A 15,714-nucleotide genomic window follows, 5' to 3' on the forward strand; every position below is an offset into this window, starting at 1 on the left:
GACAACGAAGCGCAGACAGTGGCCTCCGTCACCACAGGGACGGCAGGCTGCCGACCAGCCGTTCGTACATGGCCAGCGCGGAGCCGTCCGTCAGCGACGCCACCTGGTCGATGACCACGCGGAGCCGCGCGCCGTCGTCGGCCGCATCCCGCCAGTCGGCGGCGAACATCGGTTCCAGGTGCCGGTCCCCGGAGGCGTTTAGGGACGTCACGAGGGCGTGCAGGACCTCACGCTGGCGTTCGTAGATGGGCTGGCGGTGGTCCGTGGTCATGACGAACGTGGTGGCCAGGCCCTTCATCACGGCGATTTCCATGACGGTCTCGTCCGGGACCATGAGTTCGGCCCGGTAGCGTGTCAGTCTTTCCGGGCCGTAGACGGCGCGGGTGGTCTCCAGTGCGCTTTGGCAGAACCGGCCGATCAGCTGGCTGGTCATGTCCTTGAGCGCCGCCATGGACTTGCGGCTGCCGTCGGCCTCGCGCACCCAGACGTCGGTGGCCTCCAGCCGGGCGAGGGCGGCGTCGATGGCCGCGGGATCGTTGTGGGGCAGGTACCACTGCTTGGCGTAGCCCACCACGCGTGCCCGGTGGTCCGGGTTGTCCATCCAGCGCAGCTGGAAATGGCCGGCGACGATGGCGTCCTCGACGTCGTGGACGGAATAGGAAATGTCGTCGGCGAGGTCCATGACCTGGGCCTCGAGGCACGAGCGGCGCTCCGGCGCCCCCTCCCGGATCCAGTTGAAGATGGGCAGATCGTCCTCGTAGGCGCCGAACTTGCTAGTGCGCTGGCCATGGATCACCGGGGCGTCCAGGGCGGACCACGGGTACTTGGCCGCTGCATCCAGGCTCGCCCGCGTGAGGTTCAGGCCGGCCGGCAGGCCGGCCGGGTCCATGACCTTCGGCTCGAGCCGGCTGAGCAGCCTGAGCGTCTGGGCGTTGCCTTCGAAGCCGCCGATTGCGTGCGCCATCTCGTTCAGCGCCGACTCGCCGTTATGGCCGAACGGCGGGTGTCCGAGGTCGTGGCTGAGGCAGGCGGTGTCCACGACGTCGGGGTCGCAGCCCAAGGCACGTCCGAGCTCACGGCCCACCTGCGCCACCTCGAGGCTGTGCGTCAGCCGGGTCCGGACAAAGTCGTCCGTGTCCGGCGCCACCACCTGGGTCTTGGCACCGAGCCGGCGCAGGGCCGAGGAGTGCAGCACGCGGGCCCGGTCACGCTCAAAGTCGGACCGGTAGGTGTTTTTGGGCGGTTCCTCCACCCAGCGGGCCGAATCGTGGGGCCCGTAGCCGGGCAGGGGCTGGGACGGCCCGCGGGCGGGGACCAACTGGCTCTCGGCGAGCTGGCTTTCACCCACCGGACACGTCCAGTTCCGCGGCGGAGATGTCGCGGGTCTGCTCTGCGTCCATCTGCCGGCTCAGCAGCCAGTCCTTGGGCAGCGCCGGCTTCTTGGGCGAACCGGCGCGGCCGCGCGGGCCTTCCGAATCGGCGCCCGGGTAGGGCAGGTCCATGTCCAGCTGGTCCAGCAGTTCGCGCAGCACCTCCAGGGTGGGCACGGTGGCCAGCTTGGCGCGCAGTTCGCCGCCCACGACGTAGCCCTTGAAGTACCAGGCCATGTGCTTTCGGATTTCGCGCAGGGCCTTGTATTCGTCGTTGCCGAAGGTCTCCACCATGAGTTCGGCGTGGCGGTACACGCCTTCGGCCACCTGGCGCAGGCCCGGGCGGTGCCGCTCATCGCTTCCTTCGAAGGCGGCCTGCAGGTCGCCGAAGAGCCACGGGCGGCCCTGGCAGCCGCGGCCCACCACTACGCCGTCGACGCCCGTTTCGCGGACCATGCGCACGGCGTCCTCCGCGGACCAGATGTCGCCGTTGCCCAGCACGGGGATGTCCGGGAGGGCCTCGCGCAGGCGGGCGATCGCTGACCAGTCGGCCTGGCCGGAGTAGAACTGTGCGGCCGTGCGGCCGTGGAGCGCGACGGCGGCAACCCCGGCATCGCGGGCGATGCGGCCGGCGTCGAGGTACGTCAGGTGGTCGTCGTCGATGCCCTTGCGCATCTTGATGGTCAGCGGGATGCCGCCCTTGGACGCTTCCTTCACCGCGGTCTGCACGATGGCGGTGAAGAGGTCGATCTTCCACGGCAGGGCCGAGCCGCCGCCGCGCCTGGTGACCTTGGGCACGGGGCAGCCGAAGTTGAGGTCGATGTGGTCCGCGCGGTCCTCGTCAACGAGCATGCGCACGGCCTGCCCCACCGTGACGGGGTCCACGCCGTAGAGCTGCACGGAACGGACTTTCTCGTCGTCGTCGTGCGAAATGATGCGCAGCGACTCCGGCGTGCGTTCCACCAGTGCGCGGGAGGTGACCATCTCCGCCACGTACATGCCGCCGCCGTATTCACGGCAGAGCCTGCGGAAGGCGGTGTTGGTGATTCCGGCCATGGGTGCCAGCACCACCGGGGTGTCCACGGTGATGGGGCCGAGTTTCAGCGGCGGAAGTTCCAGCTTGGGGGCGGGAGGCGTTGCTACAACAGTCACCCGTCCATTGTCTCAAAGACGGGCAAATCGAGCAGGAACCGCCGACGACGGCGTTCAGCCGCGCTGGGCGGCCCGCCTGCCGCGCCGGGTCTCGGACGCCGGGCCGAACGCCTCGTCCTGTCTCTTATACACATCTAGATCCGGGTTTCCCCGGCGACCGCCGCCGCAGCCGCCAGCGCTCCGGTGTCCTCGACGTCGTCGGGCGTCACGGCAGCCTGGCCGCCGGTGCGGATGCCGGTGGCCTTGACCACGAGGACGGCGATGAGCGTGGTGACGGGAATGGCCAGCACCAGGCCGATCGATCCCACCAGGGTGCGGATGACCTCCTCGGACAGTTCGGCGCTGGTGAGCGCCTCGCCGAGCGGGCGGTCGTAGAGCATCACGATGATGAGGACGGGCAAGGCCGCGCCGGCGTATGCGAAGGCAATGGTGTACACGGTGGAGGCGATGTGGTCCCGGCCGATCCTCATCGCGGACGTGAACAGCTTGCGGGCGCTGGTGGCCGGCGCCAGTTCGTACAGTTCCCAGACCGCCGAGGACTGCGTGATGGTGACGTCGTTCAGGACGCCAAGGCCGGAAATGATGAGCCCGCACAGGATGATGCCGGAAATGGAGATGCTGCCCGAGATATTGGTCAGCGTGGCGGCATCGTGGTTCCCCACCCCGGCGAGGTTTGCCGCGTCCGTTGCCCAGGCCGCAAGCAGCGCCGTGATGCCCAGCCCGAATATGGTTCCCAGCAGGGCGGTGGACGTCCGCGCCGAGAAACCGTGCGCGAAGTACAGGACGCCGATCATGATCACCGTGGATCCCACCAGCGCCAGCAGGAGCGGCGGCTTCCCCTCGACGAGCCCGGGCAGCATGAAGCTCACCAGCACAAAGTAGGCGCCGACGAGGCCGATCAGGGCGCGGAGTCCGCGCCAGCGCGCCACCGCCACCACCACCAGGGCGTAGAGGACAGCCAGCAGGATGATGGGCATGGTCCGGACAAAGTCCACGAAGATGTAGGCCGGCGAACCCTGGGCAGCGGACGCGCCCTGGGCGTTGGAGAGGTTGAGGTAGCGGATGTTGTCGCCAACCCGCACGCCGTGGGATTTGGCGATGTCAGGGTTGATCACCACCTTGACCGGGTTGCCGCCCTTGTCCGGCTCGGTGAAGGCGAACGTGCACTGGGAGCCGCCGCCGTCCTGGGCGCCGCCCTGGGAACCCTGTTGCGGGTTCTGCGCCGTCGCCTGGCTGCAGCCCTCCGTGACGACCCGCTGGATCCGGCCGGTGTCAAAGCTGACGCCGGGGGCAGCGGCATACGGATTGGCGAGGGTCAGGCCCTCGCGGCTGCCGGACGGCCACAGCGCCGCCATGGCTGCGAGCGTCAGCAGGGTCAGCGGAATCAGCACCGCAGCCAGAATCCTGTTTGCCTTCCGGCGGGCGGCAATCTGTTCGGCGGTTGGCTCCGAATGCCCTGTGTGACCGTGGGAGTGACCTGAACCCATCAGCAGTTAGACCTCATGCTTGAACTCTACGGCGGGCACCATAGTGTTGATAAATAGACCACAGGAAGTCGGAGGACGCAGGAGTGAGCCAGCGCAGAACTGACCGGCGCGAGACGGTACCCGCAGCACTGCCGGAGGGAACGCCGTCGGAAGCTGTCCTGACCGTCCTGCACCCGGCCGGAACCACGCGGGGCGTGGCGCTGGTCCTGCACGGAGGCCGCTCGCACAGCTTCGAGCCGGTCGAGGCCCGCCATTTGAGCCCGGCCCGGATGGTGCCGTTTGCGCGGCATTTGCACCGGGCGGGGAAGGACCGGGGGCTGGCGGTATGGATCCTGCGGAACCGCGTGCGCGGCTGGAACGGCGACGAGATGTCACCGCTGAAGGACGCCCGCTGGGCCTTGGCGAAGATCCACGAAGCGCATCCCGGCCTCCCCGTGTACCTGCTGGGGCACTCGATGGGCGGCCTCACCGCAATCTGCGCGGCGGACGATCCCCAGGTGGACGCCGCGGTGGCACTGGCTCCGTGGCTCGATGACACCACGCCGGCCACGCCGCTGGCCGGGCGGAAGCTCCTGATCGTGCACGGCGACCAGGACCGCTGGACGAGCCCGGCGGCCTCACTGCGGTTCGCCCGACGCGCTGCCCAGGAGGCCGGGGTGGTGCAGTACGTGTCGCTCCGGGGCGCCGGGCACTTCATGTTCCGGCGCGTGCGGCTGTGGCACACGCTGGCCACGGGTTTCCTGATGAAGGCCTTCACCGACAAGACCGGCGGGGCGGGGGCCAAGCCGTCCGCGCCGGCAGCTGCGCTGGATCGGATGCTGCCGCCCGCCGCCGGAAACGTTCCGGTGGTGTTGTGAGCCCGTTCCCGCTGGAGGCGTTCCTGGCCGGTCTGCCGTGGACGGCGCTATCCGTCATCGTGGTGCTTGGCGTGACTTTTGCGGTGGCCGTGGCCCAGGGCCGGCACTCGGTCATGGACGTGGCGTGGGGGCCGGGATTCGTCGCCGTCGCGGCCGTCTCCTTTGCGTTGTCGGCCGGCGCGGGAGATGACGCGAGGCGGCTGCTGCTCCTGGTCCTGACGGGGATCTGGGGGAGCCGGCTGGGCACGCATATCGGCCGGCGCGCCCGCGGCGGGCACGAGGATCCGCGCTATGCCGCTCTTCTGGAAGGCGCGCCCGGGCCGCGGAACGTCTACGCCCTCCGCCGGGTGTACCTGCCGCAGGGCACGGTGATGTTCTTCGTGTCCCTGACCGTGCAGGTGGGCATGTTCAGCACGGGGCCGCTGGGGGCGCTCGCCGTCGCCGGCGTGCTGTGCTGGCTGATCGGCTTCTTCTTTGAGGCCGTAGGCGACTGGCAGCTGGCGCGCTTCAAGGCGGACCCGTCCCGGCGTGGAACGGTGCTGGACACGGGGCTGTGGCGCTACACCCGCCACCCGAACTATTTCGGCGACGCCGCCGTCTGGGCCGGGCTGTTCCTCATCGCGGCGGATTCCTGGCCGGGAATCCTCACGGTTCTCTCTCCCGCGCTGATGATCTGGACGCTGGCAGGCAAGACCGGCAAGCCGCTCACCGAAAAAGCCATGTCCGGCCGCCCCGGCTACCGCGAGTACGTGGAGTCCACGAGCGGCTTCATCCCCCGGCCGCCGCGGCGCCACTGACTTCCGGCGCTAGGCTCCATAGGTACGCACACACTCAATGGAGAGGGATCCTTCCTGTGGCAGACAGAGTCCTGACAAGAAGTGAGATCGACGAACGCGGCCTGGCCCGCCTGGCCCAGCGGCTGGCGGCATGGACGGAAAAGTGGTTCCCGGATGCCTACATCTTCGCGCTGGCCGGGGTGGTCCTCATTGCCGTGGCCGCCCTCGCCATCGGCGCCTCACCCCAGTCCATCGCCGATTCGTTCGGCAACGGCTTCTGGGACCTCACCGCCTTCACCCTCCAGATGGCCATGGTTGTGCTGACCGGCTACGTCGTGGCAACGTCTCCGCCGGTGGCGAAGCTCATCAACAGGCTTGCGCTGGTTCCGTCGACGGCGCGGACCGCCGTGAGCTTCGTGGCGATGCTCTCCATGTCCGTTTCCTTCCTCAACTGGGGCCTCAGCCTCATCTTTGGCGGACTGCTGGCGCGTGCCATCGCCCGCCGCAAGGACCTGTCCGTGGACTACCGGGCGCTCGGCGCGGCCGCCTTCATGGGCCTCGGTGCCGTGTGGGCACTCGGGCTGTCATCCTCGGCCGCGCAGCTGCAGGCCACGGCCGCCTCTCTGCCGCCGGCCCTCCTGAAGATCACCGGCGTCCTGGACTTCGGCACCACCATCTTCACGTGGCAGTCGCTGCTCACCCTGGCCATCCTGATGGCGCTCACCACGGTCATCGCCCATTTCTCGGCGCCGCGCGGCGCCGCCGTGCGCACGGCCGAGGACCTCGGTGTGGACCTCGACGACGATCTCACTGAACCGGCGCCGCGGTCGCGGCCGGGCGAATGGCTGGAATACAGCATGATCCTGCCGATCCTCGCCGGACTCCTGACCCTGGGCTGGCTGGTGTCGCAGTTCCTCACCAAGCCGTTCCTGACCGTGGTGAGCAGCCTCAACGGATACCTGCTGGTGTTCCTCATCCTGGGGCTTGTGCTGCACCGCACTCCGCGGAACTTCCTGCAGGCGGTGACCAAGGCCGTGCCCGCGACGGCCGGCATCCTCGTGCAGTTTCCGCTGTACGCAGCCATGGCGGCCATCCTCACGAAGGCGACCGGCAACGGCGGCATGTCCCTCTCGGCGCACCTGGCCGAATTCTTCTCGGACATCGGCGGCGGCGGCGCGTTCGCCGTCGTGATTGCCCTCTACACCGCCGTGCTGGGGCTGTTTGTTCCCTCCGGCGGCGGCAAGTGGCTGGTGGAGGCGCCATACGTCATGCAGGCGGCCACGGATGTGAACATGAACCTGGGCTGGACCGTCCAGATCTACAACATCGCCGAGGCCCTGCCCAACCTGGTCAACCCGTTCTTCATGCTGCCGCTGCTCGCGGTGCTCAAGCTGCGGGCCCGGGACCTGGTGGGCTTCACGTTCCTGCAGTTCGTGTTCCACCTGCCCGTGGTGCTCCTGCTCGTGTGGCTGCTGGGAATGACGTTCGGCTTCGTTCCCCCGGTAATCCCGAGCAAGTAGCTGTTAACCAAACTGACCCGCAGCAGCCACCGTTGGAAACGGTCACTACTGCGGGTCAGCGGGGTTAAGGGCTAGGCCGGGTCGGAGACGACGAACGTCTCGGACCCCTGGCGACGGGCCTTGCCGGATTCCATCAGGGGTTCGACGACGGCGCGCAGCGCTGTCATGGAGTCGTCCAGTTCCATCAGGACCGGGTACTGGTATGCGATGAGGGCCAGGAGATCGCGGACCGCGGCCTGGGCCTCGTCCGGGTCCAGCTCCGGCTCATGGCCGAGGAACACATCCGAGGGATGGTCCGAGCTGCCTTGCGCATAGCTGACGGCGAACGCCTGCAGCCTGCCCTTCTTCGATGCCGGCACGCCCTGGCCGAAGGCGCTGGCCTTCGGGGCCCGCAGCACAATCGCGCCGTGGGCGCCGCTGAGGTCGTCCAGGAACAGCCGCTGCACCGTGGCGACGCTCAGGTCGCCCGGGCTGTCCCAGCCGTGCACGGCGGTGTAGTACCTGCCCACCACGTCGGAGAGCTCCACCGAACCGGTGGCCAGATCCTCGATGCGCTCCGACGCCGCTTCCTCGGAACCGTCCCCGAAGACGGGGAGCTTCAGCGCGGCCGGCTCCACCACCACGAGCTGCGAGCGCTGGATGGGAGCGAGCCCGGCCGCCTCCGCGAAGGCCGCGCCGGGAGTGCCCGGCTCCACCTTGCACCGCAGCTTGGAAACGCCCGACGCCGACCCTTCAGCCTCGCGCCGGAGCATGACCAGCAGGGTGGAACCTATGCCGGTGCGGCGGTGGTCCCGCGCCACCTCGATGTAGGCCCAAAGGCGCTCCGGGTGCAGCGACGCCTCGTGGACCACGCCGGCAGCCACCGGGATGGCGACGCCGTCAACAACGTCCTCGGCCACGATGCAGCGGCGCCAGGGAGAGTTGCCGGACGGTGCCAGCGTTCCGCGGAACTGTCCGGCCTGGACGGTTTCCGGGTCTCCCCAGACCTCCAGCAGCGCGAGGTCGTCGCCCTCGCGCCATTCACGGTATTGGATCGCCACGCCTAGGCGCCGATCAGCCGTGCGGCCAGGTAGCCCTCCACCTTGTCCAGGGAGACACGCTCCTGGCTCATGGTGTCGCGCTCACGGATGGTGACGGCCTGGTCGTCGAGGGTGTCGAAGTCCACCGTGATGCAGAACGGGGTACCGATTTCGTCCTGGCGGCGGTAGCGGCGGCCGATCGCGCCGGCGTCGTCGAAATCGATGTTCCAGTTCTTGCGGAGCTGGGTGCCGAGGGCCTTGGCCTTCGGCGAGAGGTCCTCGTTGCGGCTCAGCGGAAGCACGGCGGCCTTGACCGGTGCGAGCCGCGGGTCCAGCTTGAGCACGGTGCGGACGTCCACGCCGCCCTTGGCGTTGGGTGCCTCGTCCTCGGTGTACGCATCGATCAGGAAGGCCATGAACGACCGGGTCAGGCCGGCAGCAGGCTCGATCACGTACGGCGTGTAGCGCTCGTTCGTGGCCTGGTTGAAGTAGCTCAGGTCAGTGCCCGAGGCCTTGGCGTGCGTGGTGAGGTCGAAGTCCGTGCGGTTGGCGATGCCTTCGAGCTCGCCCCACTCGGAGCCCTGGAAACCGAAGCGGTACTCGATGTCCGTGGTGCCCTTGGAGTAATGGCTGAGCTTGTCCAGCGGGTGCTCGAAGAAACGGAGGTTGTCCTCGCGGATGCCCAGGCCGGTGTACCAGTCCATGCGCTCCTTCATCCAGTACTGGTGCCACTGCTCGTCCGTGCCGGGCTCGACGAAGAATTCCATCTCCATCTGCTCGAACTCGCGGGTGCGGAAGATGAAGTTTCCGGGCGTGATCTCGTTGCGGAAGGACTTGCCGATCTGGCCGATGCCGAACGGCGGCTTCTTGCGCGACGTGGTGAGCACGTTGTTGAAGTTCACGAAGATGCCCTGGGCCGTCTCGGGCCGCAGGTAGTGCAGGCCCTCGTCGCTGGCCACGGGGCCGAGGAAGGTCTTCAGGAGCCCGGAGAACTCCTGCGGTTCGGTCCATTCGCCGCGGGTGCCGCAGTTGGCGCAGGCGATGTCCTTGAGGCCGTTTTCAGCCGGCCGACCCTTCTTTTCCTCGTACTCTTCCTCGAGGTGGTCGGCGCGGTAGCGCTTGTGGCAGGAGAGGCACTCAACGAGCGGATCGGAGAAGACATCCACGTGGCCGGATGCTTCCCAGACCTGGCGGGGAAGGATCACGGAGGAATCCAGGCCAACCACGTCCTCGCGGCCGCGCACCACGGACTGCCACCACTGGCGCTTGATGTTTTCCTTCAGCTCGGCACCGAGGGGGCCGTAGTCCCAGGCGGAACGCGAGCCTCCGTAGATCTCGCCGGCCTGGAATACGAAGCCCCTCCGCTTGGAGAGGGAGATGACCTGGTCGAGGACGGATTTTGCTGCCATGGGAACTCCAATTTCTACAGGGCCGCTGGGTGCGGTCCGCGGTTTCTGGCCCCGGAACCCCGGCTGGTTGCCGGGCGGGGGGGTGTGCGAAGGGAAGAATGTGCAGAAAGCTGCGTGTCCTAGCCTACCGGGCGCTACCTCCGAAAGGCGCCCCGCGGCCACGGCAGGGTTGCGACGACGATGGCCGCCAGGGTCAGCAGTGTCCCGAGCACCGTGGGCACTTCCACCACGGTGCCGGGGGCGGGAACCAGCAGATCAAGGCCCAGCGAGCCCAGGAGCTGGCCGGCGATCATGCCGAGCCCGGTCACTAGCACTCCGAGGCTGCGCACCAGCAGGGCACCGACTCCGATGAAGACGCATCCCATGGGGCCGCCGAGGTAATACCACCACTCCCCCGGCAGCGGGTTGCCCGCACCGGCGATCGCCAGCTTCACGAGCAACGCCGTCCACAGCACGAAGCCGCCGGCGATGAAGTTCACCAGGGTTGCCGCGATCGGCGTGCCGTAGTGCATGGTGGCAGTGCCGTTCATCGCCTGCTGGAAGCTCATGAGGAAGCCGGCCGCCACGGGAAGGAACACCAGGAGGATGAGCTGGGCGGGGTCGCTGGCGGCGCCGGAGGCCCCGAAGCGCGGCGACACTGCCCACGCCACAGCCGCGATCGTGAGGACGCAGCCGATGACGCGGATGCCCGTCACGGCCTTCTTGCCCCCCGGGCCTATTCCCAGCCGGTCCACGAGCAGCCCGCTGACGGTCTGCCCCGTGACAGTGGACACGGTGAACAGCGCGACCCCCAGCAGGCCGATCGTGAAGGACTGCGCGAAGACGAAGAAGGCACCGATGCCTCCGGCCAAGGCGTAATACGGCGGGAAGCGCCGTTCGCGCAGGGCCGGCAGGATCCGGCGGAGGCCGGCCCGTCCGCGCGGCAGGATCAGGGACACAAGGATCATCACGGCCAGGCCGGTGCTGAAACTGACCACGGCGGCGGCGATGCCGTCTCCGAGGCGGGCACCCAGGGCACCGTTGATCCGTCCCTGGACGGGGATGGCCAGGCCGGCGGCCACGGCCATTGGAAGGCCCGCGGCAAGCGGAAGCCGGGGTGCATGGGTCATTGGATTCACCTTACGTCAGGCATCATTACTGGTATGAGCAACCAGGAAATCGAAGAGATCCCCATCCGCGACGCCATGATCCGTCTGGGCCAGCTCCTGAAGCTCGCCAACCTCGTGGAGGACGGCGTGGAGGCCGCGGAGCTGATCAAGAACGGCCTGGTGAAGGTCAACGGCGAGATCGACGACCGCCGCGGCCGGCAGCTTCACGACGGCGACACGGTCACCGTCAACGGCCAGACCGTCCGGGTCAGTGCGCCAGCGGCGTAACGCGGCTGCAGAGGGGGCTGTGTAGGGGGCAAAGCTGGGCCGGCCACGGTGAATGAGGCGCCGTGGCCGGCGCAGGTTTACTTGTTCAGCACCTCATGGGTGAGGAACTCGGACACGTGGCCGATCTCCTGGGCGTTGATGCCGTGCCACATCCCCGTGTAGAGCACCTTGGTCAGCTTCACGTGGTTCCGGACCCACCCCATCGTGTACTCGATCTTGTCCGGTGTGATGACCGGGTCCTGCTGGTCCCGGCCCCAGAAGAGGGGCACGGTGCCGTCGAGCTCGGCGTCACGGAACTCGCCGTCGACGCCCGCGTTGACCACAAAGCCTGAAAGCCCGACGACGGCGGCGAAGTCCGCGGGGCGCTGCCGCAGCAGCGTGGTGGCCATCGCCATTCCCATGGAGAAGCCGAGGAGCGTCACGGACGGGTGGTTCGCCCTGACGGTGTCGAGCCAGTCGAGGACGTATCCGGAGGCGGCCTTGACCGCGTCGACGGAGTAGTCGGCCGTGCCGGTCAGCGGGAACCAGGAGAAGCCCGGCCCCATGGCGATGGGCGCGCGGACGGAAGCCACGGCAAACTCGTCCGGGAGCATGTCCGCCAGGCTGAGCAAGTCCTGCTCGTTCGCTCCGTAGCCGTGCAGCAGGACCAACAGGGGCTTGCCGGCCCGTGCCTCCTCGGGCTCGGACCACAGAACGACGGGGGCAGGAAAGGAGTCGGCAAAAGTCATGGCTCCATTCTTGCAGTTACCCGCCAGTAACAACCTACGGTGGCGTAGCTTGGCAGGGACAAGGCAGGATGTGAGGGTGAGCGGAGCCGAATCGATGCAGAATCCCCAAGGACCTCCCGGCCGCCACCCGTGGAGCCGCTATGTCGCCATGGGAGACTCCTTCACCGAAGGAATCGGTGATCCCGAACCGAGCAGCCCGGGCGGCTACCGGGGGTGGGCCGACCGCGTGGCGGAGGAGCTGGGGCGCGGCCACGACGACTTTGCGTACGCCAACCTGGCCGTGCGGGGCCGCCTGCTCCAGCAGGTCATCGACCAGCAGCTCGCCCCCTGCCTGGCCCTCAAACCCGATCTCGTGACGCTCTCCGCCGGAGGCAACGACCTCATCCGCCCTGGCGGGGACCCCGATACCCTGGCCGAACGGCTCGACCCCGTCGTGCAGATCCTGACGATGAGCGGCGCGACGGTGGTCCTGTTCAACGGCCCCGACACCGGTTCGTCCGTGCTTGGCCGGATCCGCAGCAAGGTGGCCATCTATAACGAGAACCTCCGCACCATCGCCGCCCGGCATGACGCCATCATCGCCGACATGTGGTCCCTCCGTCAGCTGAAGGACCCGCAGATGTGGGACGAGGACCGCCTGCACTTTTCGCCACTCGGCCACCACACCATTGCGGCAATGGTGCTCGAGGCCCTCAACGTCCAGCACAGTCTTGAGCCGCTGGCCGCCAAGCCGCTGCCCCCGCGCAGCTGGCGTGAGGCCCGCACCGGAGACCTCGTCTGGGCACGGGAGTACTTTGTGCCCTGGGTGGTCCGGCGCCTGCGCCACCGCTCCTCCGGAGACGGCATCACCCCGAAGCGCCCCACCCCGGGACCCGTGTTTGGTCCGGGGGTTCCGCTGGGTTCCGGCGAAGGCCCCCTGGGCTCGGAGGACGCGGTCCGGCAGTAGCAGCGGGCTGCGCGTAAGGAGCGACGGCGGAGATGGAACCGGAGGACGTGGTACGGATCCGGCTGGCGAGCCAGCAGCTCCGCGCTCCTGCGGCGGCCACGGCGGACGACGCGCTGAAAAACCTGCTCGCCGTTCAGGCCCAGGAATTTCCCTATGCCCGCTGGTCCCTGGCGCAGCGGACTGCGGACGCCACCGCGGACGACGTGGAGCAGGCAGTCGCTGACGGGAGGATCCTCCGGACCCATATCCTGCGGCCCACCTGGCATTTCGTGCACCGGGACGACTTGCCGTGGCTGCGGGCACTGTCCGCTCCGCGCCTGCACCGGACCAATGCCGGGACGTACCGGAGAACCGGGATCGACTCCGAAACTGCGGCAAAGAGCGCCGCAGTGTTGGCTGCGGCGGTGGCGGACGGCGCACATCGGACACGGGAGCAGCTGGCAGCGGAACCGCAGCGTGCGGGTTTTGCGGCCACGGGGCTCGGCCTGGCCTACCTGATCATGCATGCCGAAATCAGCGGAGTGCTGACGAGCGGGGTGCCCGTGCGCAGTGCGGGCGGCGCCCTCCGGCAGACCTACGCGGCCTTCGACGAACGCGTCCAGGGGGCGCCGCCCGGCCTTACCGCCTTATCCAAAGAGGAATCCCTGGCCGCGCTGGCGGTGCGGTACTTCCGGAGCCGCGGCCCTGCCACGGTAAAGGACTGCGCCGACTGGTCCGGCCTGACGATGGCCGACGTTCGGCTGGGGCTGGCGCTCGGGCTGGAAGCCAACCCCGCGGCGCTGGAGACTTCAACGATCGACGGCCTCACGTTCTATTTCCGGGCGCCTGACTCTCTATCGCTTGGCCGGCGGCCGCGGATAGACCTCGTGCAGTGCTACGACGAATACATCATGGGGTACTCGGTCTCCCGCCATTACCTCGGCGGAAGCGCGCCGGCATATCCGCTTGATGGCGCTCCCCTGCACATGGTTCTCCTGGACGGACGCATGGCCGGTTCATGGCGGCATTCGTTCGTGCGGAACGGATCCGCCGGGCAGCGCTGCGAACTGGACGTCCGCCTGCCCGGGATGCGCGACGGGCCCGGCGATGAGGCGATGAACCAAGCGCTTCACCGGAGCATGGCGCAGTACGGGGATTTTCTGGGCATGCCAGCCTCCCTCCGGTCCGGAGACCGCTCCTGAACAGATCATCCGGGAGGACTAAGCTGGAACAACACTCACGAGAGGCCCTCCACTGTGAACAATTTGTTTTTCTGGATCATCATTCTGTCGTTCCTCGTTCCCGTGGGAATGCGGATGTACCGGCGGTCCGTACAACGCAGGGACCAGGGGCAGGGCTTCTCCGGACAGTTTGATGGCCGGTTCGGTGGCCCTCATCAGGGCCGGCGGGACAACGGGCCCAGGGACGGCTACACCCAGCAGGACTACCTCAGCGGTGGCCTTGGACTTCCGCCGGGCGGCCGGCAGGAGCTTCCCCCGCTGGACCAGCCTTACGGATACCCTCCCTACCCGGGATCGCCTGGCGCGGGTGCTAACCCCTCAGGAGCGCAGGGGCCCATGCCGTACGAGGACAGCCCCGGGTACCGCGCCAACCCGCAGCAGCAGTCAGGGCCCCCGCAAGGGGGCGTTGCCCCCTCGGCTCCCCCGCCACCGTCGGCCCCGCAGGGATTCCGCGCCCGGAAACTGGCCGAACTCGACCAGCAGTACAGCAACGGTGAAATCTCCATGGAGGAGTACATGACCCGCCGCAATGACATCACCAACGGGTAGCAGGACCTCAAACTACTGTCTGCCAACGCGCTCTCTCCGGTGCGCGGCGTCGATTGACTCCTAGGCGGCAACCGCGGCTTTGGCCTGCGCGCGTTTGAGGGCTGCGCGTTTGAGGCTTTTGGCGTGGCGCAGAAGCTCGCGCCTGCGTCGGCGGCTTCCGGACGGCGCGGTGCCGGCCATTAGCGACGCGGCCCGTGAAGTATCACTGAGTGGTGCGCCGGGCAGTGGTGGCGCGGTTGAGTGGTAGCTGTGGCCGGTGGGGCTGCGGATCTCGAGGGTGTGCCTTCGTCGGCCGGCGCCACGGGCCGGGCATCGGCGGCCCGCGGCGCGGTTTCTGCCCGCCAGCCGGGGGCTTCTTTGGTGTGGTCGCGGGCCCGGATGAAGCGGCGCAGCCCGGCCGGGAAGAGCCTGGCACGGGAATCCATGGCCGTGAGTTCCCCGGTGCCCGGGGCGGTGTACAGCCGCCGCAGCCAGACATCCACAGTGGCGTTCCCCGTGGCGGCTTCCGCGCTGAGTGCGCCTTCCGCGATATGTGCGTCTTCCGCAGCGGCTGGCCGGCCCTCCCTTGCCGCGGCGTCCCGGACGGCAGCCCGGGCCCAGGCGGCGGGGACGATGCCGTAGCCGGGGAGGCGGGCGGGTTCGGAGTCGCCCTGGAGGAGGGTGCGGTCGGTCATGACGAGCTGGATCTCGATGCCGGTGATCCCGCCCGGCGTGCCGGTGATCCGTTCGACGAGGTCATCGGCCATGATCTGCCCGCGGGAGCGGCCGTCTCCCCGTCCCGGCGAGGGTGTCCGCGTGCCGGGTAAGGGCGGCGTGGACGGCGACGCCGGGTGACCGGGAGCAACGCGCCTTTCGTTCAGTTCCCCGGCGCTCAGCGCAGCCAGGGTGCGGGGCATCTCCGTCACCAGGGCCCTGGCCAGGCCCAACAGCCGGGACCCGCGGGCCGGGGATTCGCGCCGGGCCAGCGCGATCTGCGCCCCCACGCCCTTGCCGCGTTCATCCGCCGGGACCCCCGCCTCGGCCTGGGCGCGGCGCTGGCCTGCGTCGAACCCCACCGCGATCCGGGCCTGCAGCGCGGCCGCGGCGGACTTCAGATCCTCCAGATCCCGCACCTGATCAATCATCCCGGCACCGCCGCCGTGACAGGGGCGGATGCCGGCCAGGGACGCGATCAGGTCCCGCACACTCGTGCGGGCCCCGCCGCCACTTCTCGATCCTGTCCCGGTTCCCCATGCCTTCCATACCTGAAGTCTGCCGGCGACCACTGACAAAACGGCGGCCACCGGAACTACAAATCCGAACCCT

General features: G+C 68.6%; 15 protein-coding genes. 7 read left to right on the forward strand and 8 right to left on the reverse strand.

What is annotated here, in order from left to right:
* Positions 1-28: 28 nt before the first annotated feature.
* From B1A87_RS11580 to B1A87_RS11590, 3 genes are all read right to left on the reverse strand, one after another.
* Positions 29-1,348: a deoxyguanosinetriphosphate triphosphohydrolase gene (locus B1A87_RS11580; protein ID WP_347032493.1), complete on the reverse strand. Its 1,320-nt coding sequence runs from the start codon at positions 1,346-1,348 to the stop codon at positions 29-31.
* Positions 1,341-2,522 (reverse strand): tRNA dihydrouridine synthase DusB, encoded by a 1,182-nt coding sequence (dusB, locus tag B1A87_RS11585; protein WP_078026362.1) that lies wholly within the window; start codon positions 2,520-2,522, stop codon positions 1,341-1,343. The genes B1A87_RS11580 and dusB overlap by 8 nt, the downstream gene beginning before the upstream one ends.
* A 134-nt stretch (positions 2,523-2,656) precedes the next feature.
* A complete protein-coding gene (locus tag B1A87_RS11590; protein ID WP_395940245.1) occupies positions 2,657-3,913 on the reverse strand; it encodes a YibE/F family protein in 1,257 nt (418 codons plus the stop codon).
* A 179-nt stretch (positions 3,914-4,092) separates the two neighbouring features.
* On the opposite strand from B1A87_RS11590, the gene B1A87_RS11595 reads away from it, so the two are divergent.
* Genes B1A87_RS11595 through B1A87_RS11605 form a run of 3 tightly spaced genes read left to right on the forward strand, consistent with a single transcriptional unit; the run spans position 4,093 to position 7,162 of the window.
* Positions 4,093-4,866, forward strand: a complete 774-nt coding sequence (locus B1A87_RS11595) for an alpha/beta fold hydrolase (protein ID WP_347032491.1) — start codon at positions 4,093-4,095, stop codon at positions 4,864-4,866.
* Entirely contained in the window at positions 4,863-5,663 is an 801-nt protein-coding gene (locus B1A87_RS11600; RefSeq protein WP_078026360.1) for a DUF1295 domain-containing protein, read from the forward strand. Before B1A87_RS11595 ends, B1A87_RS11600 begins: the two co-directional genes overlap by 4 nt.
* Positions 5,664-5,719: 56 nt before the next feature.
* Entirely contained in the window at positions 5,720-7,162 is a 1,443-nt protein-coding gene (locus B1A87_RS11605) for a short-chain fatty acid transporter (protein ID WP_260680799.1), read from the forward strand.
* Between the two features lie 71 nt (positions 7,163-7,233).
* On the opposite strand, the gene B1A87_RS11610 is transcribed toward B1A87_RS11605, so the two are convergent.
* The 3 genes from B1A87_RS11610 to B1A87_RS11620 form a co-directional block, all read right to left on the reverse strand.
* A complete protein-coding gene (locus tag B1A87_RS11610; protein WP_078026359.1) occupies positions 7,234-8,202 on the reverse strand; it encodes a GNAT family N-acetyltransferase in 969 nt (322 codons plus the stop codon).
* Positions 8,203-8,204: 2 nt separating this feature from the next.
* The gene (locus B1A87_RS11615; RefSeq protein ID WP_078026358.1) at positions 8,205-9,590 is read right to left on the reverse strand and encodes a glycine--tRNA ligase; all 1,386 of its coding nucleotides are present in this window, start codon (positions 9,588-9,590) and stop codon (positions 8,205-8,207) included.
* A 134-nt stretch (positions 9,591-9,724) separates the two neighbouring features.
* On the reverse strand, positions 9,725-10,699 hold the full coding sequence (locus tag B1A87_RS11620; RefSeq protein ID WP_078026357.1) for a DMT family transporter: 975 nt from the start codon (positions 10,697-10,699) through the stop codon (positions 9,725-9,727).
* Positions 10,700-10,732: 33 nt separating this feature from the next.
* On the opposite strand from B1A87_RS11620, the gene B1A87_RS11625 reads away from it, so the two are divergent.
* Positions 10,733-10,966 (forward strand): RNA-binding S4 domain-containing protein, encoded by a 234-nt coding sequence (locus tag B1A87_RS11625; RefSeq protein ID WP_078026356.1) that lies wholly within the window; start codon positions 10,733-10,735, stop codon positions 10,964-10,966.
* A gap of 77 nt (positions 10,967-11,043) precedes the next feature.
* Here the strand turns inward: B1A87_RS11625 and B1A87_RS11630 are convergent, their stop codons facing one another.
* A complete protein-coding gene (locus tag B1A87_RS11630) occupies positions 11,044-11,694 on the reverse strand; it encodes an alpha/beta hydrolase (protein WP_078026355.1) in 651 nt (216 codons plus the stop codon).
* A 94-nt stretch (positions 11,695-11,788) separates the two neighbouring features.
* On the opposite strand from B1A87_RS11630, the gene B1A87_RS11635 reads away from it, so the two are divergent.
* Genes B1A87_RS11635 through B1A87_RS11645 form a run of 3 tightly spaced genes read left to right on the forward strand, consistent with a single transcriptional unit; the run spans position 11,789 to position 14,409 of the window.
* Entirely contained in the window at positions 11,789-12,640 is an 852-nt protein-coding gene (locus tag B1A87_RS11635; RefSeq protein WP_139362664.1) for an SGNH/GDSL hydrolase family protein, read from the forward strand.
* Positions 12,641-12,672: 32 nt separating this feature from the next.
* Complete coding sequence (locus tag B1A87_RS11640) at positions 12,673-13,821, forward strand: winged helix DNA-binding domain-containing protein (protein WP_078026353.1); 1,149 nt, start codon at positions 12,673-12,675, stop codon at positions 13,819-13,821.
* A 54-nt stretch (positions 13,822-13,875) separates the two neighbouring features.
* Positions 13,876-14,409, forward strand: a complete 534-nt coding sequence (locus B1A87_RS11645; RefSeq protein ID WP_078026352.1) for a hypothetical protein — start codon at positions 13,876-13,878, stop codon at positions 14,407-14,409.
* A gap of 179 nt (positions 14,410-14,588) precedes the next feature.
* On the opposite strand, the gene B1A87_RS11650 is transcribed toward B1A87_RS11645, so the two are convergent.
* Positions 14,589-15,533, reverse strand: a complete 945-nt coding sequence (locus B1A87_RS11650; protein WP_260680800.1) for a 13E12 repeat family protein — start codon at positions 15,531-15,533, stop codon at positions 14,589-14,591.
* Positions 15,534-15,714: the final 181 nt, after the last annotated feature.

Origin of the sequence: Arthrobacter sp. KBS0703 (assembly GCF_002008315.2) — a bacterium.
Lineage (GTDB): Bacteria > Actinomycetota > Actinomycetes > Actinomycetales > Micrococcaceae > Arthrobacter.

Coding starts and splice junctions, on each gene's coding strand:
- B1A87_RS11615 (WP_078026358.1), bottom strand. CDS start 9,590: ATGGCAGCAAAATCCGTCCTCGACCAGGTCATCTCCCTCTCCAAGCGG.
- B1A87_RS11620 (WP_078026357.1), bottom strand. CDS start 10,699: ATGACCCATGCACCCCGGCTTCCGCTTGCCGCGGGCCTTCCAATGGCC.
- B1A87_RS11625 (WP_078026356.1), top strand. CDS start 10,733: ATGAGCAACCAGGAAATCGAAGAGATCCCCATCCGCGACGCCATGATC.
- B1A87_RS11630 (WP_078026355.1), bottom strand. CDS start 11,694: ATGACTTTTGCCGACTCCTTTCCTGCCCCCGTCGTTCTGTGGTCCGAG.
- B1A87_RS11635 (WP_139362664.1), top strand. CDS start 11,789: ATGCAGAATCCCCAAGGACCTCCCGGCCGCCACCCGTGGAGCCGCTAT.
- B1A87_RS11640 (WP_078026353.1), top strand. CDS start 12,673: ATGGAACCGGAGGACGTGGTACGGATCCGGCTGGCGAGCCAGCAGCTC.
- B1A87_RS11650 (WP_260680800.1), bottom strand. CDS start 15,533: ATGATTGATCAGGTGCGGGATCTGGAGGATCTGAAGTCCGCCGCGGCC.